The sequence below is a fragment of the Granulicoccus phenolivorans DSM 17626 = NBRC 107789 = JCM 15570 genome, from assembly GCF_000423085.1.
Classification (GTDB): Bacteria; Actinomycetota; Actinomycetes; order Propionibacteriales; family Propionibacteriaceae; genus Granulicoccus; species Granulicoccus phenolivorans.
The window spans coordinates 74,180-97,188 of sequence record NZ_AUHH01000013.1 but is presented as its reverse complement, the minus strand read 5'-3'; the positions used below and the strand labels follow the sequence as shown (position 1 = coordinate 97,188).

Below are 23,009 nucleotides of genomic sequence, written 5' to 3'. Positions count from 1 at the left end.
GAGTTCGGTCACGCGGCCCCTGCAGGGCCCGCGCACCACATCCGGGCCCGCGACCCGGCACGAGCACCCGCGGACAGCCACCCGACCCCGCCTCCCCAGTAGACCGGGCACCGGGAGCAGGCCCCAACTGCAGCGGAACCCGGCCGGACCGCGGGCTGACTTCCGGTGCGCGGGCCGAGTTCGGTCACGCGGCCCCTGCAGGGCCCGCGCACCACATCCGGGCCCGCGACCCGGCACGAGCACCCGTGACCCAGCACGAGTACTCGCGGGAACCACCCGACCCCGCTAGGAGCAACCAGCACCCGCGGGCAGCCAGACCACGCATCGCCGGGGGCGTCAGCGTCACAGCCGCTGGTAGATCTCCCGAGTCACTTCCCGCACATCGACCTCGTCGCCGGCGGACCGGGTGATCCCGACCAGCAGGGTGCCCCCGTCGAGTTCCTTCACACAGGCCTGCGGCAGGTCGGGGGTAGCTCCGCAATAGGTGGAGCCATCCACCCGGGACAGCCCGTCCTTGTTCGCCGCGGCGAAGCTCTCGCGTCGGATCACCGCGACCGCCACCCCGGACTCGCCGAGGTAGACCCGGTCGCGCGGGCCGCCACCGGATTGCTCGAACCCGGTGATCGCATGCGGCAGAACGGAGTCCGCGCTCTTCAACCAGAACTTCGGCCCGACGGCCAGCAGCGCCACCACGATCCCGGCGATCAGCACCGTGGCGACCGCGATGATGGTCACCGACCACACCCTCTCCGTACGCCGGATCCGGCCTGCCGCGGCGGCAGGCTGCGCAGGCTGTGCGGACATGGTCGTCTCCACTCGTTCGCCGGGTCTCAGAGTGCGTCGTAGAGCTGCTTGGTGACCTGCGCGAGTTCCTCGGAGCCGGTGAAGCCGGAGATCGCGGAGACCTGCAGGTAGCCTCCGTTGAGTTCGCGGAAACAGGACCGGTAGCCCTGGATCTGTCCGCAGAGCATCGTGGCATCGACCGTGGTCACGTCGGTGATCTGCCCGGAGTCCGCGGCCGCTTTGATCGCCGAGTACGGCAGGTTCGTCGCCACCGCGCCGATCTGCTTGCTGCCGGCGGAATAGGCGAGCACGTTCCCGGACTCACCGATCTTGGAGTAGCTGCCGAAGGACGCCGGCAGGCTGCCCGGCACACTCTTGGAGTTGTTGCCGCCCGAGGAGGTCTGGCCCCCGGTCGGCTTCTGGCTGGTCGAGGAGGAGGTCGGCCGCGGGCTCCGGGTCGTTTCGGTGGGCCGGTTCGCCGTGGAACTGCTGGGCGGCACCGGGGGCGGGGCCACCCCGTCGCTGCTCTTGTTGCTGTTCACCACGACCGCGGTGATGATGCCGCCGACCAGCAGGACGCCGACGATGATGAGGACCGGAAGCAGCCAGCCCTTCTTCTTCTTCGGCGGCTGCTGCCCCTGGGAGTATCCGCCGGGCCCCCCGGGGCCGCCCGTTCCGCCACCCATACCGCCGCCGGGCGCGGTCTGCGGGCCCTGGCCCCAGCCACCCTGGTTCGGCAGGGGTTGCGTACCGCCGGGGCCCTGCTGCCCGAAGCCACCACCGGGATTCTGCTGCCCGAAGCCACCACCCGGATTCTGCTGCCCGAAGCCACCACCCGGATTCTGCTGCCCGTACCCACCGCCGGAGCCTTGGCCGGGCTGGCCGCCCCATCCCTGGTTCGGTACGCCACCACCGGGATTCTGCTGTCCGTAGCCGCCGCCGGAGCCCTGGCCGGGCTGGCCGCCCCATCCCTGGTTCGGTACGCCACCACCGGGCTGCTGTCCGAATCCACCGCCGGGGTTGTTGCCCCAACCCTGCTGTCCGCTCATCGCGTTCTCCTCGAGTCTCAGCGTCTGTGTGGTCTGTTGTGCCGACGGCGGATCCGGGTCAGGCCCCGGGCCCGAGCTTGGTCAGGATGAGTTCCCGCACCTTCGCCGCGTCCGCTTTCCCGCCCAGCTGCTTCATGACGTCCCCGATCAGGGCTCCGGCGGCCTGCACCCTGCCGGCCCGGATCTTGTCGGCAACAGCCGGATTGTTCCCGATGGCCGCGTCCACCGCATGCGACAACGCCCCGTCGTCGGAGACCACGGCCAGGCCCCGAGCGGCGACGACTTCGGCAGGCGTACCTTCCCCGGCCAGCACCCCGTCGATCACCTGACGGGCGAGCTTGTCGTTGATGGTGCCCGCCTCAACAAGCTGTTGGATGTCGGCCACCGCCTTCGGACGCATCCCGAGCTCGCTGAGTTCCGTCCCGGCCTCATTTGCCCGTCGAGCGAGTTCGGTCAGCCACCACTTGCGCGCCGCCGCCGGGGAGCAGCCCTCGGCAACGGTCTCCTCGATCAGACCGGTGGCCTCGGCGTTCACCACGTCCCGCAGTTCGGCGTCGGTGAAGCCCCACTCCTTCTGCAGGCGGCGCAGCCGCTGGGCCGGGGGCTCGGGCAGTGTGGCCCGCAGGCGCTCGACCCAGTCGGCATCCGGCGCGATTGGCACCAGATCGGGTTCGGGGAAATACCGATAGTCCTCGGCGGTCTCCTTCGAGCGCCCCGGGGTGGTGATCCCGGTGGACTCCTGCCACATCCGGGTTTCCTGGTGCACCGCCTGTCCGTCGTCCAGAACGGCGGCCTGCCGGGAGATCTCGTAGCGCACCGACCCCTCGACCGAACGCAGCGAGTTCACGTTCTTGGTCTCGGTCCGCGTGCCGAGTTCGTGCTCCGGAGACGGCCGCAGCGACACGTTCACATCGCAGCGCAGGTTGCCCTGCTCCATCCGCGCCTCGGAGACCCCGAGCGCCTTGATCAGGTCCCGCAGGGCCGCCACGTACGCCCGGGCGATCTGCGGAGCCCGCTCCCCGGCACCGACGATCGGGCGGGTCACGATCTCGATCAGCGGCACCCCGGCCCGGTTGAAGTCGAGCAGGGAGTAATCGGCGCCGTGGATCCGGCCGGTGGCGCCCCCGACATGGGTGGACTTGCCGGTGTCCTCCTCCATGTGCGCGCGCTCGATCTCGATCCGGAAGGTTTCCCCGTCCACCTCGACGTCCAGCCAGCCGTCGTGCGCGATGGGCTCGTCGTACTGGGAGATCTGGTAGTTCTTCGGCATGTCCGGATAGAAGTAGTTCTTCCGCGCGAACCGGCACCACGGCGCGATCGAGCAGTTCAGCGCCAGCCCGATCCGGATCGCGGACTCGATCGCCTTGGCGTTCACCGTCGGCATCGCCCCGGGCAGACCGAGGCAGACCGGGCACACGTTGGTGTTGGGCGCCGCACCGAAGGCGGTCGAGCAGCCACAGAACATCTTCGAGGCGGTGTTCAGCTCGACGTGGACCTCCAGACCCATCACCGGGTCCCACTGCGCCACCGCGGTGTCGTAGTCGACCAACGTCTCACTCATCGCTGCTCCTGCTTTCCGTTCAGCGCCGGCACCCGATCCAACAGGGGCCCGCCCCACTGAGCCCGGAGCTCCCGCTCCAGAACCGCGCCGACGCGGTAGATCCGTTCGTCGGCCAGGGGCGGCGCGATCACCTGGAACCCGATCGGCAGCCCGTCGGCCAGCCCGACCGGGAACGAACCCGCGGCATTCCCGGCGAGGTTGGTCGGCAGCGTGCACAGGTCGTACTTGTACATCGCCAGCGGGTCATCCACCCGTTCGCCGAGCCGGAAGGCCGTGGTCGGGGTGGTCGGGGAAACCAGCACGTCCACCTGCTCGAACGCGGCGTCGAAGTCGCGGATGATCAGCGTACGGACCTTCTGGGCGGTGCCGTAGTACGCGTCGTAGTAGCCGGCCGACAGGGCGTACGTGCCGATCATGATGCGCCGCTTGACCTCGGCCCCGAACCCGGCCCCACGGGTGGCGTTCATCACCTGCTCGGCGGAGTGCTCGCCGTCGTCACCGACCCGCAGGCCGTAGCGCATCGCGTCGAACCGGGACAGGTTCGAGGACGCCTCGGCCGGCAGGATCAGGTAGTAGGCACTCAGGGCATGGTCGAAGCTCGGGCAGGAGACCTCCACGACCTCCGCGCCCTGGGCCGACAGCAGCTCGACGGTGTCGTGGAAGGCCTGCTCGACCGCGGGCAGGTAGCCCTCGCCGCCGAGTTCACGGATCACCCCGATCCGCATCCCGCGTACGTCGCCGTGCCGGGCCGCCCCCACCACATCGGGCACCGCGGCAGCCGCGGAGGTCGAGTCGCGCGGGTCGTGGCCGGCGATGACCCGGTGCAGCAGTGCGGCGTCCAGCACGTTGCGCGCGCACGGACCGACCTGGTCCAGCGAGGACGCCAGGGCGATCAGGCCGTAGCGGGAGACCCCGCCGTAGGTGGGCTTGACCCCGACGGTGCCGGTCACCGCGGCGGGTTGGCGAATGGAGCCGCCGGTGTCGGTTCCGATCGCCAGCGGCGCCTCGAAGGCGGCCAGCGCCGCGGCCGAACCGCCGCCGGACCCGCCCGGGGTCCGGTCCAGATCCCACGGGTTGTGGGTGGGGCCGTAGGCGGAGTTCTCCGTGGAGGAGCCCATCGCGAACTCGTCCATGTTGGTCTTGCCGAGGATCACGATCCCGGCCTCGCGCAGCCTGCTGACCACGGTGGCGTCGTAGGGCGGCAGGTAGCCTTCGAGCATCTTCGACCCGGCGGTAGTGGGGACCCCGCGCTGGGTCAGCACGTCCTTCAGCGCCAGGGGTACGCCGGCCAGCGGGCCGAGTTCCTTCCCGGCGGCCCGATCGGCGTCGACGGCGGCGGCCTGGGCGAGCGCGCCCTCGGTGTCCACGTGCAGGAAGGCGTGCACCCGGTCATCGACCTCGGCGATCCGGTCCAGGTGTGCCCGGGTGACCTCCACCGAGGACAGTTCACCGGCGGCGATGGCGGCGGCCAGGTCGGTGGCGGCGGCCCGCAGAATCTCGGTCACTGCTCCTCCCCCAGGATCCGCGGGACGCGGAATCGCTCGTCCTCGGCCACCGGGGCCATCGCCAGTGCCTCGGCGTTGGTCAGCGAGGGCTGGACCACATCGGGCCGGAACACATTGCGCAGGGGCAGCGGATGCGAGGTCGGCTCGACCCCCTCGGTGTCCAGTTCGGACACCCGGGCCACCGCCTCGAGGATGACCTCCAACTGCGGAGCCAGGTGCTCCAACTCCTGAGGGGACAGATCGATGCGGGCCAGGTCGGACAACCTGGCCACATCCTCCACGCTCAACGCCACGAGGGACTCTCCATTCCTGGGATGCATCACACGATCGGATGGCCGAGCCCCCGGCGAGGTGACCCCATCGGTCACATGTGACACGACCGCAACACAGCCCCGGGCGCAGCGACACCTGACCGCAACACTTGTCCGCAATCCTAGTCAAGGATGCCGCTACCCAATATTTCATGCCCGACCCCGGACCACTGTCCCCCCGATAGCGGACCCCCGGCTTTCGTCGCAGGTCCCCTACACTGACCCTGCTACCCCCGAGCACCTGAAGGAACTGCCCCGTGTACTTGATCCGGATCTCCCTGCCCAACCGCGCGGGCATGCTCGGCCAGGTGGCGTCCGCACTGGGCGCGATCGGCGCCGACATCCATGCGGTCGAGGTCGTCAGCCGGGAGGAGGACCGCGCGGTCGACGACTTCATCGTGGCGTTGCCCGACGGGATGATGCCGGACAATGCGGTCAGCGCCTGTACGCAGATCGACCAGGTCCATGTGCTGTGGTGTTCGCGGTACCCCAGCGGTGGCGGGCTGGAAACCGACATGGAGACCCTGGAACTGATGGTCGACGATCCCGACCACGCGGCCGAGGCATTGCTCGAGTCCGCTCCGGTTGCCTTCCATTCGCAGTGGGCCGCGCTGGTCGACCGACGGACGCACGCCTGTCTGGCGGCCACCGCCCTCGCACCCGATCTGCAACCCGAACACGTGGCCAAGCTGGCTCCCAGCGAGGACGCCGGCTCGCTCGAACTGCCGCACGGCTGGTACCCGGACTGGGTCGAGACGGTGGTGGCGAGCGCCCCGGTCCGCGGCGACCGGGCGATCGTGGTCGGCCGTTCCGGTGGTCCGCCGTACGTGCGCGCCGAGGTGGCGCGGCTGCGCTACCTGGCCTCGATGGTTCCCGAGGCGGACTGAGCCGGCCCCGGCCGGTCGCCGTGGCTCACATACCGAAGAACGGCTTGCCGAGCAGCACCGAGTAGAACCAGTACATCGACAGCGCCACCACAACCGCGAGCACCCCGAACACCACCGGCACCAGCCACCGCATCCGGCGCTTGGCCCGCGTACTCGGGACCTCCTGCGGACCCCACTCCCCGATCCGGGGCCGCACCCGGGCGGCGGCCGGGCCGTTCAGATTCAGATTCGAGAACAGCCGTCCCGAGGCGGTGAGGTCGACCTCCACCGGGGGCGGGGCGTACGCCGGCGGACCGGCACTGGGCACCGCGGCGGGCGCGACCGTGTGGGTGGCCGGGGCTGCGTAGGCGGGCGCCATCGGCCCGGGCGCCACCCGGGCCGGGGACGGCGGCGGCACCGCGGAGGCCTGGGAGTAGGGCTTCTCCGGGGCAAGCAGATCCTCGGCGCGGACCAGCGGGGGCACCGGCTCCATCGTCCGCTCGCCGCGGTCGATGCCCATCCCGACCGAGCTGTTCGGCAGCGCCGGGCGCATCACCGGCCGGCCGCCGTCGGGCTGTCCGCCGGGCTGGCCGACCGGTTGTCCGGACGGGCCCGCCAGCGCCGCGCGGCCGTGGTGCCGCAACAGGTCCAGCGCCTCATCGGCCAGTTGGGCCCGGTGCCGCTGCGCCGGATCGGGGCTGCCGGCGTACCGGAGCAGCAGCTGCATCTGCTCGGCCAGCTGTGCGTCGCTGAGCCGCGGGTCGAGGGCCAGCTCACGGAAGTAGTCGGTCGCCACCGCTTCACCCTACCCGGCCGATCAGGGCGGCGAATTCGTCCTCGCTCACGATCCGCACCCCCAACTGCTCGGCCTTGGCCCGTTTCGATCCGCCTTTCTCGCCGGCCACCAGCAGATCGGTGTTCTTCGACACCGAGCCGGTCGCCCGCCCACCCAGGGACTCGATCAGTTCGTTCATCTCATTGCGGGACAGGTCGGCCAACGGGCCGACCATCGATCCGGTGACCACGACCTTCATCCCCGCCAGCGGCTGGGCTGCCGCGCCGGCAGCGCCGTCCGCGTCCGCCCCCGCTTCCTCGGCGCCCGGCTCCCCGGCGCCGGCGGCGCCGGCGGAGCCGGCGGCGGTGTCGACGCTGTCCGGGGCCACCTCCGCGGCGACCTCGGCAACGGCGGGATCGAGTTCGTCGGCCATGCTGACCCCGAGCTCACTGAGATGATCGATCACCGGCGCGAGCTCGGCGAGCTCCAGCACGATCATCGCGGACTTCTCGGTGCCGATCCCGTCGACCGCCTCGAGTTCGGGGATGCCGGCGGCCCGGAAGGCATCCATCGTCCGGAAGTGCTTGGCGATCCGCCGGCTCATCGCCCGGCCGGTGCCCCGGATGCCGAGGGCGGTGATCGTCCGCGCCAACGGGGAGGTCCGCGCCCGCTCGATCTCGGCGGTGATCTTCGGGGCGTTGGCCGGGGCCACCTTGCCGAACTCGATCAGGTCGGTCTCGGTCAGGGTGAACACGTCATCGACACCGCCCACCCGGCCCGAAGCGACCAGGTTCTCCACCTGCTTCTTGCCCAGGCCCTCGATGTCCCAGGCCTCCCGGGAGACGGCATAGGTGACCGCCTCGGCCAGCCCGCACTGGCGCCCGCGGGAACAGCGCCAGCGCGCCTCGGACTTGTCGATCGGCGACCCGCAGCGGGGGCAGACCTCGGGGAACTCGATCTCGGTCTCCGAGCCGTCGCGCAGGTTCACCACCGGGGCTTCCAGCCGCGGAATCACCTCACCGGCCCGCTTGACGATGACCGTGTCGCCCATCCGGAATCCCTTCCGGGTGATGTCATCGGGGTTGTGCAGCGTGGCGTAGGTGATCGTGGTGCCCGACACCATCACCGGCTCGATCACCGCCCGCGGGGTGATCACCCCGGTACGCCCGACCTGCCAGATGATGTCGATCAGCTTCGACATGCCCTCCTCAGCGGCGTACTTGTACGCGATCGCCCAGTTCGGGGCCTTCGAGGAGGAGCCGATCTTCGCCCGGGCGGCATAGTCGTCGACCTTGATCACCGCGCCGTCGATCGCGAACGGCAGGCTGCCGCGCCGTTCCTCGATCGCGGTCACCGCCGCGGGCACCTCGGCGGCGGCGTAGGTGTCGATGCCCGAGATCGTCTCCACCCCGATGGTGATGCCCAGGTCGTGGGCGCGCTGCAGCGCGGTCACGTAGCGGCCGGCACCGGCGCCCTCGGGGGACGTCGTCTCGGGGGTGATCACGTCGTAGCAGAAGAACGACATCGCGATCGGATACTTGCGGTCGGCAGCACCGCGCAGGGCTCCGGCGGCCCCGTTGCGGGCGTTGATGAAGGGTCGGTCCCCGTGCGTCATCCGGGCCTCGTTGGCGGCCTCGAACTGGGCGGTGGTCAGCATCACCTCCCCGCGCACCTCGATCGCGACGGGCTCGGTCAGCCGCGGCGGCAGACCGACGATGTTCGGGGCGGCGTAGCTGACGTCCTCGCCGTGGTAGCCGTCGCCGCGGGTGACCAGTCGGGTCAGCCGGCCCTCCTCGTAGCGGGCGCTGAGGGCGAGGCCGTCGAACTTCGGCTCGACGGTGAACACCAGGTCCTCGGTTCCGGCCCGTTTGGCGACCCCGGCCAGCCAGTCGCCCAGTTCGTCGGGATCGAATACGTTGCCCAGGCTCAACATCGGGACGGTGTGGGCGACATCGCCGGCCACCGCGGCCCCCGCCGCGACCTGATCGGTCGCGGAGTCCCCGGCGGCCCACTGCGGATGGGCCGCCTCGATCGCGGCGAGCTGTCGGCTCAGTGCGTCGAAGGTGGCATCGTCCAGCAGCAGGTCGGTGCCGTTGTAGTAGGCCTCGGCGGCCTCGCGCAGGCGCTGTTTGTCCGCCTCGTACTGGGTCCGATCCACTTCGGCCATCGTCGACTCCCATTGATCGCTGGTGCAGGGGCGGACCCGAATCTAGCGCCCGCCGGGGACAAAAATCGCGGTCAGCTCTCGGTGAGGCGGTCGGTCACCTCGTCGCAGGCTCGGGTGAGGGCGCGTACCGCCGCGATCGCCCGGGGCATCGGCCAGCCGGCCAGGCCGCAGTCGGGGGTCAGCACCAGGCGTTCGGTCACCGTGGGGCCCAGTTCGAGCGGGCGTACGCCGGCCAGCGCCGCCGCGACGATCGGCCGGACCGCCGGCTCGGGCGGGTTCGCCCGATCGGTCCGCAGCACCCCCAGCCACAGCTCGCGGCCCCGATCCAACCAGCCGGCCAGATGGTCCCAGTCCGCGCTGCGCTGCAGGTACGCCGGCACCGACAGGCCGGTCAGCGGAGCCTGCTCCACCGCCTCCCAGGGCAGTCCGGCACCACAGCAGTGCAGGGTGATCGGGACCTCCCCGGCGCCGTGGCGGGTCAGCTGCTCCCCGAACGCGGTCCAGGCCGCCGACAGCTCGGCCCGGTCGATTCCCCGGTGGCGGTGCAGACCACTGGCGGTGCGGATCGCGCCGGAGGCCACCTGGGGCAGCAACGGTTCATCGAGCTGCAGGCGCAGGGCCAGACCGGGCAGTCGGCGCCGCAGTTCGCGCAGTTGGGCTGCCACACCGTCGGCCAGCGCCTGGCCCAGTTCGCGCCGGGCGCCCGGATCGGCGAGGACCTTGTCCCCGCGCGGCTTCTCCACCAGGGCCGCCATCGTCCAGGGACCGGCCACGGCGACGGTGAACGCGCCGGCGTACCCCTGGGCCAGTTCTTCGAGCCGGTCGAGGTCGTTGCGCCACAACGCCCGAGCCCGGGACTGATCGATCCCCGGGGAACCGGCCAGCCGCCAGCCGGCCGGTTGCAGGTCCAGCCCGATCTCGGTGACCATGGCGGTGGCCCGGCCGATCAGTTGGGCCCCGACGCCGCGGGCGGGGAGCTCGACCAGGTGCGGCAGCTCGGTGAGTTCGCCGAGGACCATCCGCTGGGTCGCCGCAAAATCGGTCCCCGGCCAGGACCCGAGCGCCGAGGCGCGGACCCCGGACATCAGGCGACGTCGGCGTCGGCGGCGGCGCTGCCGGTGGAATCGATCGTGGCCGAGGCAACGACCTCGGTGCCGCGGTAGCAGACCACGGCCTGACCGGGCGCGATGCCGACCGCGGGGGTGTCCAACTCGACCTCGAGGGTGTCGGCAGTGAGCGTCCAGGTCGCCGGCAGCGGCTCCCCGTGCGCCCGGACCTGGACCAGGCCACGCGCGGTGCCCGCGGGCAGCTCGGCGGCGGTCCAGCGCGGCCGGATCGCCCGGATCCGGTCCACGGCGAGGGCAGCCTTCGGCCCGACGGTCACGGTGTTGCTGACCGGGGTGATGCCCAGCACATACCGCGGCTGCCCGTCGGCGGCCGGGGTCCCCAGTTGCAGGCCGCGGCGCTGCCCGACGGTGAACCGGTGCGCACCGGCATGGTGGCCGACCACCGCGCCGGCCTCGTCGACGATGTCCCCGGGTCGCTCCCCCAACTGCCGGGCCAGGAAGCCCGCGGTGTCCCCGTCGGGGATGAAGCAGATGTCGTGGGAGTCCGGCTTGGTCGCCACCGCCAGGCCCAGCCGGGCGGCCTCGGCGCGTACCTCGTCCTTGGGGGTGTCCCCCAGCGGGAACGCCGAATACCGCAACTGCTCCTGGGTCAGCACGCCCAGCACATAGGACTGGTCCTTTGCCGGATCAACGGCCCGGTGCAGCCGGACCTCGCACTCCCCGTTCGTGGTGGTCTCGGTCAGCCGGGCGTAGTGCCCGGTCGCGACCAGATCGAAGCCGAGCGCGCGGCCCCGCTCCAGGACGGCGGAGAACTTGATCTTCTCGTTGCAGCGCAGGCACGGGTTCGGGGTCCGGCCGGCGGCGTACTCGGCGACGAAGTCCTCGACCACGTCATCGCGGAAGCGATCGGACAGATCCCACACGTAGAAGGGGATCCCGAGCACGTCGGCGGCGCGCCGGGCGTCGTGGGAATCCTCCCGCGAACAACAGCCGCGGGAGCCGGTGCGGAAGGATTGCGGATTCTTCGACAGGGCCAGGTGGACTCCGGTCACGTCGTGGCCGGCGGCCACCATCCGTGCCGCGGCGACGGCGGAATCGACCCCGCCCGACATTGCGGCCAGTACGCGCATCCGGCCCTCCTGTCCTGGTTCGAGCTGTGCTGGAAAATCGGCCCGCTCAAGAATACGCGAGTTGCGCCCGGGCGACCGATTCCGGCAGTGCGGCGAGCAGCGCGGTGATGTCGGCGTCGGTGGTGGTCCAGCCCATCGAGATCCGCAGCGACTGGCGTGCCTGCTCGTCGGTACGCCCCATCGCCGCGAGCACCGGACTCGGCTGATGCACCCCGGCGGTGCAGGCCGAGCCGGTGGAGACGTCGATCCCGGCCCGGTCCAGCAGCAACAACACATCATCGGCGCGACAGTCGGCGAAGGACACATTCACGATCGCCGGGGACCCCGGTGCGCCGTTCACGCGCCCGCCGGGAATCTCCGTGACCGCCGCGGCGATCCGGCTCCGCCACCGGGTCTGGGCCGCCCGGTCGGCTTCCCGGGCCGTCGTGGCAGCCCGTACCGCGGCGGCGAAGGCGGCGGCCAGGGCCGGGGCGAGCGTGCCGGAGCGTAGGTCGCGCTCCTGTCCCCCGCCGTGCCCGATCGGCCGCGGGCTGCGGTCCTTGCGGGCCAGCAGGGCGCCGATCCCGATCGGACCGCCGACCTTGTGCGCCGAGACCGACAGCAGGTCCAGCCCGCTCGCGGCGAAGTCGATCGGCAGGTGGCCCAGGGCCTGGACCGCGTCGGCATGCATCCAGGCGCCGGCGGCCTGCGCCCGGCGGGTCACCTCGGCCAGGTCCTGCGCGGTCCCGGTCTCGTTGTTGACCGCCATCACCGACACCACCGCGGTCGGCTCGGTCAGCAGGTCGTTCAGCGCGGTCAGGTCGAGCAGCCCGGCGGCGTCGACCGGGATCTCCCGGGCGTCCGCCCCCGCCGTACGCAGGGCCCCCACCGTCTCGGCCACGGCGGGATGCTCGATCGCCGAGGCCAGCACCCGATTGCGGCCGGGGCGGCGGGCCAGCCAGCTCCCCTGCACCGCGAGGTTGTCCGCCTCGGTGCCGCCGGAGGTGAAGATGACCTCGGCCGGGGCCGCGCCGAGATCGGCGGCCAGGGATTCCCGGGCCTCCTCCAGCACCTGCCGGGCCCGGCGCCCGGAGGTGTGCAGGCTCGACGCATTTCCGACCAGCCCGGCGTACTCGGTCAGGGCCGCCCGGGCCTGCGGGCGCAGCGGCGAGGTCGCGGCATGGTCGAGGTAGACCCGGGCTGTTGCGCTGGACACCCGACCACGCTAGCGCGCCGGCCCACCGCGGTCGGCCGGGGCATCGCTGCGCGGGTGCCCGGTAGACTGGGTCCCCACGTCAGCGGGCCCGGACCAGTGCCGGCCGGGCTCATGCCAGCCGCGAGGGGCCACCGTGGATTCCACCGGGAAACGCGTCCGGAGCACCACCGCCGACCGGGCACTGCCGCCCGGAGTGCTCATCGTGATGGCCCTGACGGCGAGCCTGCTCCTGCTGGTGGCGGCGCGCTACGGCTGGCATCGCGACGAGTTGTACTTTCTGGAGGCGGGACGGCACCTGGCCTGGGGCTACGTGGACCAGCCGCCGTTCACCCCGCTGCTGGCCCGGCTCGCCGACACGATCGCGCCGGGCAATCTCCTCGTGCTGCGGATCGCGCCGGCACTGGCGACCGCCGGGACGGTCGCGACCGGCTCGCTGTTCGTCCGCGAGCTCGGCGGCGATCGGCGCCGCCAGGTCCTCGGGGCCGTCGCCGTGGCGGCCGGGGCGTTCACGCTCGGGATCGGGCATCTGCTGTCCACCGCCACCTTCGACCTGCTCGCCTGGAGTGTGGTGCTGTGGCTGACCGCGCGGCTGCTGCGAACCGGCGATTGTCGACTGTGGCCGGTGATCGGTGCCGTGGCCGGCCTGGCCCTGCTCAACAAGAATCTCATCGTGGTGCTGTTCATCGCCCTCGCGGTGGGCGTCCTCCTGGAACGCCGCTGGGATCTGTTGCGCACCTGGTGGCTGCCGGTCGGAATTGCGCTGACCCTGGCGATCGCCGCGCCCCATCTGCTCTGGCAGGCCGCGAACGGCTGGCCCCAGTTCGCAATGGCCCAAGCACTGGCGGAGCGGATCGGCACGGAGAACCGGGCACTGCTGCTGCCCATGCAGGTCCTGCTGCTGGGGCCGCTGTTGGTGCCCGCCCTGGTCCGCGGGGTCCGCTGGCTGGCCACCGCTGCCGACGGACGGATCTTCCGACCGCTGCTGTGGGCGTGGCCGGTCGGTCTGGTGCTGGTACTGGTGACCGGCGGCCGCCCCTATTACGTACTGCCGCTGACGGTCGCGGTCGCGTTGGCCGGGATCGCCGCGACCGGGGTCCGCCGGATCACCCTGGCGCTGACCGCCGCGGTTGCCCTGCCGATCGCCCTTCCCCTGCTGCCGGTGGCCGCGATCCCGGTCGTCGCGCGGGCCAATGCGTCCGGCGCGGAAAGCGTGGGCTGGCCGGAACTGGCCGATCAGGTCACCGCGGTCGTGCGCGAACTCCCGGCCGACGAACGCGAGCGGGTCATCCTGCTCAGTGCCAGCTACGGCGAGGCCGGGGCGATCGACCGCTTCGGCCCCGACCGGGGCCTGCCGCCGGCGTACTCACCGCACAATGCGTACGCCGACTTCCGTCGGCCGACCGACCCGGACGCCACCGTGGTGGCCATTCGCTTCGCCCGGGACGGCCGACTGCCCCAGCACTTCGCGGAGTGCAGCCAGGTCGCCACCATCGACAACCGGCTGGGGATCGACAACGAGGCCCAGGGGCAACCGATCCTGGTCTGTCGCGGTCTGCGCGGCACCTGGCCCGAGGTGTGGGAGCAGCTGCGCCACATCTCGTGACCGCGGCAACCGGAGATCACCGGGGGAAGGTTCCCGGTTCCCGCCGCTGTCCGGGGACCGTGCCGGCGCCTAGGTTGCCGGTGTCGCACCGTCCCACCCGGATCGACCCCACCCCCGGTCGATCGCTGTCGCCGACCCCAGGAGACATCATGCCCACGCTTCCCCGTCTGTCCCGTCGCACCCTGTTCGGCGCCGGTCTCGGCGCCGGCGCTCTCGCGGTCGGCGGTCTGGCCGTCCCGACCCTGGCCCGGGCCGCCGGCCCCGGCACGATCGTGAACTGGTTCACCGGGTACCGGATCACCGGTACCTGGGCCGACCACATGTCCTACTCCGAAGGCGGGATCGACTACGGCATGGACGTGGGCACCGGGCTCAGGTCGGCCGTCGCCGGGCGCCTGGCGATCAACAAGAACTACGGCACCGGCGGCTGGGCCGCCATCGTCGCGATGGACAACGGCTGGGGGTCGTACTACCTGCACTGCTCCGGTTTCGCCGCCGAACACGGGGCGCGGGTGAACAGCGGCGACGTGATCGCCCGGTCCGGCGGCCGGCCCGGTGCCCCCGGCGCCGGGAGCAGCACCGGCCCGCACCTGCACTGGCACCTCTACGATCCCAACGGGGTCCGGCGCAATCCGCTGGACTACGCGCAGGCTCCCGGCGGCGCCGCACCGAGTGGGTCCGCGCCGAGTACGTCCCCGGGCGGCACCATCCCGAAGAGCGCTACGGCCAGTGACGGCGTACCGGGCCCCATCTTCTACCAGCGGATGCAGAACTGGCTGAAGCAGAGCCACGGGTACGCCGGGCCCGTCGACGGCAAACCGGGCAGCAACACCTACGCGGCCCTCCAGCGCGCCCTGCGCAACCACGGCTACACCGGCCCGATCGACGGCAGGCCCGGCGTCAACACCTACCGCGCGCTCCAGCGCCTGGCGGCCCAACACGGGTACACCGGCCCGATCGACGGGCAGCCCGGCCCGAACACCTACCGAGCCGTGGCGAGGTTCCTCAACGCCGACACGTACGCGAAGCTCTGAGCCCTCCCGGGAGACCGAACAACGACAGCGCCGACCGGGAAACCGGTCGGCGCTGTCAGTATCTGCGCAAGCGCTGGGAGATCAGCGGTTCTTGAGGATCTCCGTGGCGGCCGGGAGGACCTTGTGCAGGTCACCCACGACGCCCAGATCGGCGATCTCGAACAGCGGAGCTTCCTCGTCCTTGTTCACGACCACGATGTTCTTCGAGGTCTGCATCCCGGCGCGGTGCTGGATCGCACCGGAGATGCCGGCGGCGACGTACACCTGCGGGGACACGGTCTTACCGGTCTGCCCCACCTGGAAGCTGTGCGGGTACCACCCGGCGTCGACGGCGGCGCGGGAGGCACCGACGGCGGCCTTGATGGTGTCGGCGAAGGCCTCCACCTCGGAGAAGTCGCCCCCGGTACCGCGGCCACCGGAGACCACGATCGCGGCCTCGGTCAGCTCCGGACGCCCGGACGCGGCCTTCTCCTGGGTGCTGGTGATCCGCGCACCCTTGGCGGCATCGGAGATCGTCACCGAGGCCTGCTCGACCGCGCCGGCGGCCGGGGCGGCCTCGGGGGCCACCGAGTTCGGCTTCAGGGTGACGATCGGGCATCCCTTGGTGACCTTCGCCTGCACGGTGAAGTTACCGGCGAACACCGACTGGGTGGTGGTGCCATCGGCGGCGATGTCCACGGCATCGGTGATCACCCCGCAGTCCAACTTGACCGCCAGGCGACCGGCGATCTCCTTGTTGTCCAGCGAGGACGCCAGCAGGATCGCGGCGGGAGACTCGGCCCCGGCCAGTTGAGCCAGCGCCTCGGCCTGCGGCGCGACCAGGTACTCCGCGAACGCGGGGTCATTCACCTCGACGACGCGGGTGGCGCCGTACTCGCCCAGGGTGGCGGCACCCTCGCCGGCGGCACCGAACACCACGGCGACGGGCTCACCGATCCGCCGGGCGGCGGTCAGCAGTTCCAGGGTCGGCTTGCTGACAACCCCACCGGAAACTTCAGCAACAACGAGAACATTCGACATCTACGTAACTCCTTCGAAACCGGTCGATCAGATGAACTTGCCGTTGACCAGGAAGTCCGCGAGGGCCTTGCCACCGGACCCGTCCTCGTCGACGACCTTGGTGCCGGCGGCCTTGGGCGGGCGCGGCGAGGTCGACTCGACCTTGCTGTACGCGGCCTCCAACCCGAAGTCGTCGCCGTCCAGATCCAGATCGTCGAGTTCCCAGTCCTCGACCTTCTTCTTCTTGGCGGCCATGATCCCCTTCATCGAGGGGTAGCGGGCCTCACCGGACTGGTCGGTGACCGAGACCACCGCCGGCAGTTGGGCGGAGATGGTCTGCGAGGCGGTGTCGCCGTCGCGGCGGATCGAGACCTCCGACCCCTCGACCTTGAGGTCGACGCCGTAGGTGACCGCCGGCCAGCCCAGGCGCTCGGCGAGCATCGCCGGGACCACGCCCATGCTGCCGTCGGTGGAGGCCATGCCGCAGATCACCAGATCGGGCTCGATCTTCTGCACCGCGGCGGCGAGGATCTTGCTGGTGCCCAGCGCGTCGGTGCCGTGGATGTCGTCGTCGTTGATGTGCACCGCCGACCCGGCCCCCATCTGCAGAGCCTTCTTCAGGGCGTCGCTGGCGTCGTCGGGGCCGACGGTGACCGCGATCACCTCGGCGTCATCCGCGTTCTCGGCGATCTGCAGGGCCTGCTCCACCGCGTACTCATCGAGTTCGGACAGCAGACCGGCAACCTCGCGGTCGACGGTGCCGTCATCGGAGAACTCGCGATCCCCGGTGGCGTCGGGCACGTACTTCACTAGCGCGACGATCTTCATCTCTCTCCACTCTGAAAGGGCGCAGGCGGACCTGCGCAACACATTTCGGTACGCCCGGGCGGTCGTGGCCGCCGGGGGCACCGGGCTTGTTGGGGGCCACACTACACAACAGGTAGTGAACATAGATTCACCCCGCCCCAAGTTTCTTGGGACGGGGTGTTATCAGCGCAACCTATGGCACCGGGCGGACCGGGCCGCGGCGCCGGATCAGCGGCCGGTGAACGTGGGCTTCTCCTTGGCGACGAAGGCCCGCATCCCGATCTTCTGATCCTCGGTGTCGAACAGGCCGGAGAACTCCGCCACCTCCAGCGCGATGCCTTCGGCCAGCGACCGGTCCAGGCCCCCGTTGACCGCACGCTTGGCCGCGGCGTACGCCAGCGCGGCACCCCCGACGAAGCGCGAGGCCCACTTGTAGGCGGCCGCCTCGACCTCGGCAGCCGGCAGGACCTGGTCGACCAGGCCGAGCGCCAGGGCCTCCTCGGCGCCGACCATCCGGCCGGTGAAGATCATGTCCTTGGCCTTGGCCGGGCCGATCAGCCGGGCCAGCCGCTGCGTACCACCCAGCCCGGGGACGACGCCCAGGGTAACCTCGGGAACGCCGACCTTGGCGTCGTCGGCCATGATCCGGATGTCGGCGCACAGGGCGAGTTCCAGACCGCCGCCCAGGGCGTACCCGTTCACCGCCGCAACGACCGGCTTGGGCAGGTCGACCAGCTTGTTGTAGCCCTCGTGCCCCGCGGTGATCGCCGCACGGATGGTGGCCGAATCCATGTCGACCATTTCCTTGATGTCCGCGCCGGCGGCGAAGACCGGGCCACCGGTCAGCACCACCGCGGCGATGTCGGCGGACTCCGCAGCCAGATCCGCGGCCCGCCCGACGGCGACCTGGATCTCGTTGTTGAGCGGGTTCATCTTCTTGCCGGTGTCGACCTTGATCGTGCCGACCCCGTCGGCGGCACTCAGGCGAAGCAGCTGCGATCCGGTGTCGAAGGTGGCCTCGGTCATTGAATCCCCTTTGGTTCAGTGCATCGGACGGCCCCGCAGGTGGGGTCCACGGGCACTCTAGCGGTCAGCGAGCCGCCCTGCGCACCAGCCCCCGGGGTGTAGTGTGTGCGCTGCCCACGGCGCCGACCGGCCCGGGCATGCCGTCCCTGACTTCACGTCCGAGACCCCAGGAGACCCCATGACCGAAGCTCTGCCGGCCCCCGGTGACACCTCCGTGCTGGGCGCCAAGCTGCGGGGCAGCGGCTGTCACTTCGCGCTGTGGGCCCCCCGGGCGACCGCGGTCGAGCTGGCCCTGGTCGAGGAGGACCGCACCCAGATCAACCACGACATGGTGCTGGGCGCCGATGGGGTCTGGAGCATCGAGGTCCCCGACATCCTGCCCGGCCAGCTGTACGGCTACCGCGTCCACGGCGCCTGGGATCCGCACACCGGGGCCCGGTTCAACCCGGCCCGACTGCTGCTCGATCCGTACGCCCGGGCGATCACCGCCGGCGTCGACTACTCCGGCCCGATCCTGGACCACCCGGCCGACGACAACTACGTCCCCGACATCACCGACTCCGCCTTCGCAGTGCCGCTGTCGGTCGTGGTGGCCGACTCCCCCGCGCCGACCCCGATCGCCCGCCGGCGCCCGCTGCACGAATCGGTGATCTACGAGACCCACCTGAAGGGCTTCACCCGGCTGCACCCGATGGTCCCCGAACACCTGCGCGGTACCTTCCAGGGCCTGGCCTACCCCGCGGTGATCGATCACCTCAAGGAACTGGGCGTGACCGCGATCGAGTTGCTGCCGATCCAGCACTTCGTCTCCGAGCCGTTCATCATCGGCCGCGGCCTGTCGAACTACTGGGGCTACAACACCCTGGGCTTCTTCGCGCCGCATTCGGCGTACGCCTCGATCGGCACCCTGGGCCAGCAGGTGACCGAGTTCAAGGAAATGGTCTCCGCGTTCCACGAGGCCGGGATCGAGGTGATCCTCGATGTCGTCTACAACCACACCGGCGAGGGCGGCCACCAGGGCCCCACGCTGAGCTTCCGGGGCATCGACCACGGCGGCTATTACCGGCTCACCGACGATCTGCACAACGACTATGACGTGACCGGCTGCGGCAACTCGGTGGACACCTCCGAGCCCGGCGTACTCAACATGGTGCTGGACTCGATGCGCTACTGGGTCACCGAGATGGGGGTCGACGGATTCCGGTTCGATCTGGCCACCGAACTCATCCGCGACGAGAACCACCACGTCACCCAGGACCATCCGTTCAAGCAGCGGATCGCCCAGGATCCCGCCTTCGCCGACATCAAGATGATCGCCGAGCCCTGGGACATGGGCCCCTACGGCTACCAGGTGGGCGCCTGGGGCAGCCGCTGGAGCGAATGGAACGACCGTTTCCGCAACTACATGCGGGACTTCTGGCGGGGCCAGGTGGCCGGGGTGAGCGAGCTGGCGACCCGGATGTCCGGTTCCCCGGACGTGTTCGACCACAGCGACCGGCTGATGCGCAGCTCGGTCAACTTCATCACCGCCCATGACGGCTTCACCCTGCGCGACCTGGTCACCTACGACGGCAAGCACAACGAGGCCAACGGGGAGGACAACCGCGACGGGGCCGATGACAACCGGTCCTGGAACTGTGGCTTCGAGGGCGAGACCGACGATCCCGGGGTGCGGGCGCTGCGCCACCGGCAGGTCCGCAACCTGATGGCCACCCTGTGCCTGGCCAACGGCGTCCCGATGCTGACCGCCGGGGACGAGATGGGCCGGACCCAGGACGGCAACAACAACGCCTACTGCCAGGACTCGCCGATCTCCTGGGTGCACTGGACCACCCGCGAGGAGTGGAACGACGTCTTCGAACTCACCGCCACGCTGCTGCGGCTGCGGGCGGAGAACCCGGCGCTGAGCCCGGACCGGTTCCGGCACGAGACCGAACTGCGCGATGTCGACGGCAACCCGCTGGGCCGGCCGGATCTGACCTGGTTCCACGAGTCGGGCAACCAGATGGACGAGGGCGCCTGGAACGATCCGGGCCGCAAGTCGCTGGCGATGTACACCTCCGATCCGGACAGCGCCTTCCTGATCTGGATGCACGCCCATCACGAGCCGATCGAGGTCACCCTGCCCGGTGGGGCGTACGCCAGGAACTGGACGCTGCTCGCCCACACCGCCGAGAACGACGAACTGCCCGCGGTGGCGGAGACCTTCGAGCCCGGGGCGGTGCTCACCCTTCCGCCGCGGTGTGTGGTGCTGCTGCGCGCCGAGGTCGACGCGCTCGCCCCGCAGCCGGTCGAGGCCGAGCAGACCGAGCCGGATCAGACCGAGCAGCCGGATCAGACCGATCAGCCGGGTCAGAACGACCAGCCGGATCAGCACGACCAGCACAACAGCGAGGGGCAGCCGGAGGACGGGCCCGACCGGGCCGAATCGGAGCACGCCGAGGGCTGACGCCCGGTCCGCGCCCGGCCGCTGATCCGGGTGGATCGGGGTCGGTCAGCGCCACCCGGCCCGGGGCACCTCGGCCCGGTCCACCGGAGCGAGCGGCCGCAACGGTTTCGGCTCCAGCCGGACCAGATGCAGCCCGGACAGCCAGGTACCCCCGCGGCGCGGATCGGTGGTGGTCACCGGCAGCGGTACGGCCTCGCTCACCGACAGCACCGCGGCGAACGGACCGCCGAACTGCGTCTGGTAGGTCATCGATCCCGGTGCCAGGCCGGTCGACAACAGATAGGGAGAGATCGTGGCCTGCCCGGCTGCGAGCACCGGTTGCTGCAGACACGGCGCCACGAAGGCCAGCGTCCACGAGGCCGCGGTCCGGTCGGCCAGGTCGAGCAACGGGGTCCGGATCGGCTGCCGCGGGGCCGCCACGGCAAACCCGCGACCGGGGTCGGTCGCCTCGGCACTCACCCGGACCCGGCTCGCTCCCGCCGGAATCGCCACGCTCAGATCGCTCACCGCCTCGGTGATGCCGGTCGCGGCCCGCTCCCCCGCGCCGTCGGCCCGGCCGTCCAGCACCAACTCCTGCCCGGTGTCGAAGCTCACGCGGACCCGACCCGCCGTCGCCGCGGTGACGCTGACCACAAGATCGCCGGGTCGCCCGGTCAGCCGATAGTCCGGGGACCGCCAGGTCGGCTCGGCCGCGGTCGCGGTCCAGGTCGGCAACTGCCAGGGCCCGCCCGCCGGCAGGTCGATCGCCGATTCCGGCGTCAGCACCCCGGCGGCGGGATCGAGTTCGACGGCCAGCGCGGACTCGATACCGCACCGGCCGGTCAGCCCCAGGTTCGCCGCGCCGAGCGACCAGCCGCCCCGCACCGCGGCCTGACCGAAGTTCCCCAGTTGACCGACCAGCAGCAGCAAGAGCGCGACCGGTGCGATCAGCGCGACCACGGGCCGCAAGCCCCGCCGGCCGGCCACCACGATCACGCCCGCAACGAGCAGCCCGAGCACGACGACCAACCAGCCGACCGCGATCCCGCCGAGGGTCTGCGGCCGGCCGTTGCCGAGCAGCCCCAGCCCGGTGTACTCCCACCATTTCGCCGGCGCGGTGAGCCCCAGCCCGACCGCGACCAGGACCCCACCGCCGAGCAGCCCCGCCACCCACCGATCGAACCGCGCCCGGTCCACCGCCAGCACCAGCAGCAGCGGGTACACCCCCATCCCGGCGCCGAAGTGATGCGGAATCTTCGTCGGCGACAGGATCAGCACCACTCCGAGCCCGACCGCCAGCCAGGGCAGCAGGCCGGTCAGCGGCGCCGCGGCCCCGCCCGACCGGTGCCCCCGCGCCCGGCGTCGGCGCCACGCCGCCACGAGGACGGCGGCCAGGACCGCGACCGCGGCGTACACCACGATCTGGCGGACCGCCTGGTTGTTGCGCAGGTTGGTCCAGCGCACCCCTTCCTGCCACGGGGCGAACACCGGCCCGAAATCGGTCCGGACCCGGTTCGCCGCCGCCATCCCCGCCCAGCTCTGATCGGCGAACATCAGCAGCACCACCGAGCCGTACGCCGCCAGGCACACCGTGCCCAGCGCGAGCGCGATCCGCCGGTCGGCAACCCCCAGCCGGCGTACGCCCAGCAGCACCGGCACCAGCGCCACCAGCCCGACCGGCCCGACGCCGACGGTCAGTCCGGCGATCAGCACCGCCAGCAGCAGCGGCCCGGCCTGCCGGCGCTCGACCGCGCGCAGGGTGAGCCAGGTGCTCAGGGCCAGGCCGAGCGCGAACAGATTCTCCGGCCGCAGCGTGTTCCCGAATACCCACCAGCCGACCCCGAAGCCGACCGCGAGTACCCCCAGGTGCCACCGGCACGGCGACAGTTCGGCCCGCAACCGGGGCAACAGCCCGTAGCGCAGCACCGCCCACAGTCCGCCGCCGAGCAGCAGCGCGGGCAGCCGCAGCCAGCGCGGATCCAGCGACACCTGCGCCCACCAGGCGTACGGTCGGTAGAACCAGCCGAAGGGAGCCTCCGGAGCGTTCAGCCAGCGCACATAGTTGCCGACGAAGCCGGTGTCCCCGGCCTGCCGGATGATCTGGATCAGGAACCCGTCGTCATCGGTGCCGGGCCCGATCAGCCACGCCAGCACCAGCAGCACCGGAACCGCCACGTCCCAGCCCCGGATCCGCCGCCGGTCGGTCGACCGCCCGGCCGGGGATCCGCCCGCCGCGTCCGGGCTCGTCGGGTTCGGGCTCGTCGGGTTCGGGCTCGTCGGGTTCGGGCTCGTCGGGTTCGGGGCCCGCGCCCCCAGTCCGGCTCGGGCCGCCAGCGTCACCGCCGCGACCACCAGCAGCAGTGCGACCACCCCGACCGCGATCTTGGTCACCGAGGCCCGGGTTTCCCAGCGGGTGTCGGCGACCAGGTCCACCCGTACGCCGGCCCCGGGCGCGGCGATCAGCGCATCGACCACCGGCAACGGCAGGTCCGCGGCCGGGTCGATCCGGATCGGGCCGCAGTCGGCGAGCGGGCGGGTCCGGCTGGTTCCGCCCACGCTGACCTCGAGTCGGTCCCCGGCCCGGGTGACCTGCAACGCCTGCGCCCGGACGCCGGGCTCGGTGCTCGCGGTCGTGGCGAACACCTCCCCCTCGGGCAGGGTGGCGCAGTCCAGGGTGAGGGTGAGCGCGGCCGGTCGGTAGCT

17 protein-coding genes and 1 pseudogene are annotated in these 23,009 nt (G+C 71.4%); 4 read left to right on the top strand and 14 right to left on the bottom strand.

Annotated features, from left to right (window positions below):
* Window positions 1–342: 342 nt before the first annotated feature.
* From G531_RS0107120 to gatC, 5 genes are read right to left on the bottom strand one after another with little or no spacing between them, the layout of a single operon-like run.
* A complete protein-coding gene (locus G531_RS0107120; RefSeq protein WP_145978697.1) occupies window positions 343–804 on the bottom strand; it encodes a hypothetical protein in 462 nt (153 codons plus the stop codon).
* A 26-nt stretch (window positions 805–830) separates the two neighbouring features.
* Window positions 831–1,832 carry a hypothetical protein gene (locus G531_RS25635; protein ID WP_145978696.1) on the bottom strand — a complete coding sequence of 334 codons (1,002 nt, stop codon included), beginning with the start codon at window positions 1,830–1,832 and terminating at the stop codon, window positions 831–833.
* Between the two features lie 58 nt (window positions 1,833–1,890).
* Window positions 1,891–3,393, bottom strand: coding sequence for an Asp-tRNA(Asn)/Glu-tRNA(Gln) amidotransferase subunit GatB (gene gatB / locus G531_RS0107110; RefSeq protein ID WP_026926708.1), 1,503 nt, complete (start codon window positions 3,391–3,393; stop codon window positions 1,891–1,893).
* Window positions 3,390–4,898 carry an Asp-tRNA(Asn)/Glu-tRNA(Gln) amidotransferase subunit GatA gene (gene gatA / locus G531_RS0107105; RefSeq protein ID WP_026926707.1) on the bottom strand — a complete coding sequence of 503 codons (1,509 nt, stop codon included), beginning with the start codon at window positions 4,896–4,898 and terminating at the stop codon, window positions 3,390–3,392. Before gatA ends, gatB begins: the two co-directional genes overlap by 4 nt.
* On the bottom strand, window positions 4,895–5,218 hold the full coding sequence (gatC, locus tag G531_RS0107100) for an Asp-tRNA(Asn)/Glu-tRNA(Gln) amidotransferase subunit GatC (protein ID WP_035758059.1): 324 nt from the start codon (window positions 5,216–5,218) through the stop codon (window positions 4,895–4,897). Before gatC ends, gatA begins: the two co-directional genes overlap by 4 nt.
* A gap of 248 nt (window positions 5,219–5,466) precedes the next feature.
* Between gatC and G531_RS0107095 the strand changes: the two genes are divergently transcribed.
* Complete coding sequence (locus G531_RS0107095; protein ID WP_051215181.1) at window positions 5,467–6,096, top strand: ACT domain-containing protein; 630 nt, start codon at window positions 5,467–5,469, stop codon at window positions 6,094–6,096.
* A gap of 25 nt (window positions 6,097–6,121) precedes the next feature.
* On the opposite strand, the gene G531_RS24425 is transcribed toward G531_RS0107095, so the two are convergent.
* The 5 genes from G531_RS24425 to G531_RS0107070 all read right to left on the bottom strand — a co-directional run bounded on the left by G531_RS24425 (window position 6,122) and on the right by G531_RS0107070 (window position 12,409).
* Complete coding sequence (locus G531_RS24425; RefSeq protein WP_051215180.1) at window positions 6,122–6,871, bottom strand: hypothetical protein; 750 nt, start codon at window positions 6,869–6,871, stop codon at window positions 6,122–6,124.
* 4 nt (window positions 6,872–6,875) lie between these two features.
* Window positions 6,876–9,017, bottom strand: coding sequence for an NAD-dependent DNA ligase LigA (gene ligA / locus G531_RS0107085; protein WP_026926703.1), 2,142 nt, complete (start codon window positions 9,015–9,017; stop codon window positions 6,876–6,878).
* A 71-nt stretch (window positions 9,018–9,088) separates the two neighbouring features.
* On the bottom strand, window positions 9,089–10,102 hold the full coding sequence (locus G531_RS21095; protein WP_035758056.1) for a uroporphyrinogen decarboxylase/cobalamine-independent methonine synthase family protein: 1,014 nt from the start codon (window positions 10,100–10,102) through the stop codon (window positions 9,089–9,091).
* Window positions 10,102–11,214: a tRNA 2-thiouridine(34) synthase MnmA gene (mnmA, locus tag G531_RS0107075; RefSeq protein ID WP_026926702.1), complete on the bottom strand. Its 1,113-nt coding sequence runs from the start codon at window positions 11,212–11,214 to the stop codon at window positions 10,102–10,104. Before mnmA ends, G531_RS21095 begins: the two co-directional genes overlap by 1 nt.
* 46 nt (window positions 11,215–11,260) lie before the next feature.
* Complete coding sequence (locus G531_RS0107070) at window positions 11,261–12,409, bottom strand: cysteine desulfurase family protein (protein WP_026926701.1); 1,149 nt, start codon at window positions 12,407–12,409, stop codon at window positions 11,261–11,263.
* A gap of 133 nt (window positions 12,410–12,542) precedes the next feature.
* Between G531_RS0107070 and G531_RS21090 the strand changes: the two genes are divergently transcribed.
* Both G531_RS21090 and G531_RS0107060 read left to right on the top strand, forming a co-directional pair.
* Window positions 12,543–14,012, top strand: a complete 1,470-nt coding sequence (locus tag G531_RS21090; protein ID WP_051215179.1) for an ArnT family glycosyltransferase — start codon at window positions 12,543–12,545, stop codon at window positions 14,010–14,012.
* 149 nt (window positions 14,013–14,161) lie between these two features.
* Window positions 14,162–15,046 carry a peptidoglycan DD-metalloendopeptidase family protein gene (locus tag G531_RS0107060; protein WP_035758051.1) on the top strand — a complete coding sequence of 295 codons (885 nt, stop codon included), beginning with the start codon at window positions 14,162–14,164 and terminating at the stop codon, window positions 15,044–15,046.
* An 81-nt stretch (window positions 15,047–15,127) separates the two neighbouring features.
* Here the strand turns inward: G531_RS0107060 and G531_RS0107055 are convergent, their stop codons facing one another.
* The 3 genes from G531_RS0107055 to G531_RS0107045 all read right to left on the bottom strand — a co-directional run bounded on the left by G531_RS0107055 (window position 15,128) and on the right by G531_RS0107045 (window position 17,878).
* Entirely contained in the window at window positions 15,128–16,066 is a 939-nt protein-coding gene (locus G531_RS0107055) for an electron transfer flavoprotein subunit alpha/FixB family protein (protein WP_026926699.1), read from the bottom strand.
* Between the two features lie 27 nt (window positions 16,067–16,093).
* On the bottom strand, window positions 16,094–16,873 hold the full coding sequence (locus tag G531_RS0107050) for an electron transfer flavoprotein subunit beta/FixA family protein (protein ID WP_035758048.1): 780 nt from the start codon (window positions 16,871–16,873) through the stop codon (window positions 16,094–16,096).
* Window positions 16,874–17,080: 207 nt separating this feature from the next.
* Window positions 17,081–17,878 (bottom strand): enoyl-CoA hydratase/isomerase family protein, encoded by a 798-nt coding sequence (locus G531_RS0107045; RefSeq protein ID WP_035758045.1) that lies wholly within the window; start codon window positions 17,876–17,878, stop codon window positions 17,081–17,083.
* Window positions 17,879–18,056: 178 nt separating this feature from the next.
* Here G531_RS0107045 and glgX point away from each other — a divergent pair.
* A pseudogene (gene glgX / locus G531_RS21085) lies at window positions 18,057–20,186 on the top strand (glycogen debranching protein GlgX); the annotation flags it as partial.
* Between the two features lie 186 nt (window positions 20,187–20,372).
* Here the strand turns inward: glgX and G531_RS0107035 are convergent.
* On the bottom strand, window positions 20,373–22,949 hold the full coding sequence (locus G531_RS0107035; RefSeq protein ID WP_026926696.1) for an arabinosyltransferase domain-containing protein: 2,577 nt from the start codon (window positions 22,947–22,949) through the stop codon (window positions 20,373–20,375).
* Window positions 22,950–23,009: the final 60 nt, after the last annotated feature.

Bases quoted from the DNA above. Each gene is read 5' to 3' on its own strand.
- G531_RS25635 (WP_145978696.1), bottom strand. From the start codon at position 1,832: ATGAGCGGACAGCAGGGTTGGGGCAACAACCCCGGCGGTGGATTCGGA.
- G531_RS0107055 (WP_026926699.1), bottom strand. From the start codon at position 16,066: ATGTCGAATGTTCTCGTTGTTGCTGAAGTTTCCGGTGGGGTTGTCAGC.
- G531_RS0107060 (WP_035758051.1), top strand. From the start codon at position 14,162: ATGCCCACGCTTCCCCGTCTGTCCCGTCGCACCCTGTTCGGCGCCGGT.
- gatC (WP_035758059.1), bottom strand. From the start codon at position 5,218: ATGCATCCCAGGAATGGAGAGTCCCTCGTGGCGTTGAGCGTGGAGGAT.
- ligA (WP_026926703.1), bottom strand. From the start codon at position 9,017: ATGGCCGAAGTGGATCGGACCCAGTACGAGGCGGACAAACAGCGCCTG.
- G531_RS21095 (WP_035758056.1), bottom strand. From the start codon at position 10,102: ATGTCCGGGGTCCGCGCCTCGGCGCTCGGGTCCTGGCCGGGGACCGAT.
- G531_RS0107120 (WP_145978697.1), bottom strand. From the start codon at position 804: ATGTCCGCACAGCCTGCGCAGCCTGCCGCCGCGGCAGGCCGGATCCGG.
- gatB (WP_026926708.1), bottom strand. From the start codon at position 3,393: ATGAGTGAGACGTTGGTCGACTACGACACCGCGGTGGCGCAGTGGGAC.
- G531_RS0107050 (WP_035758048.1), bottom strand. From the start codon at position 16,873: ATGAAGATCGTCGCGCTAGTGAAGTACGTGCCCGACGCCACCGGGGAT.
- mnmA (WP_026926702.1), bottom strand. From the start codon at position 11,214: ATGCGCGTACTGGCCGCAATGTCGGGCGGGGTCGATTCCGCCGTCGCC.
- G531_RS0107045 (WP_035758045.1), bottom strand. From the start codon at position 17,878: ATGACCGAGGCCACCTTCGACACCGGATCGCAGCTGCTTCGCCTGAGT.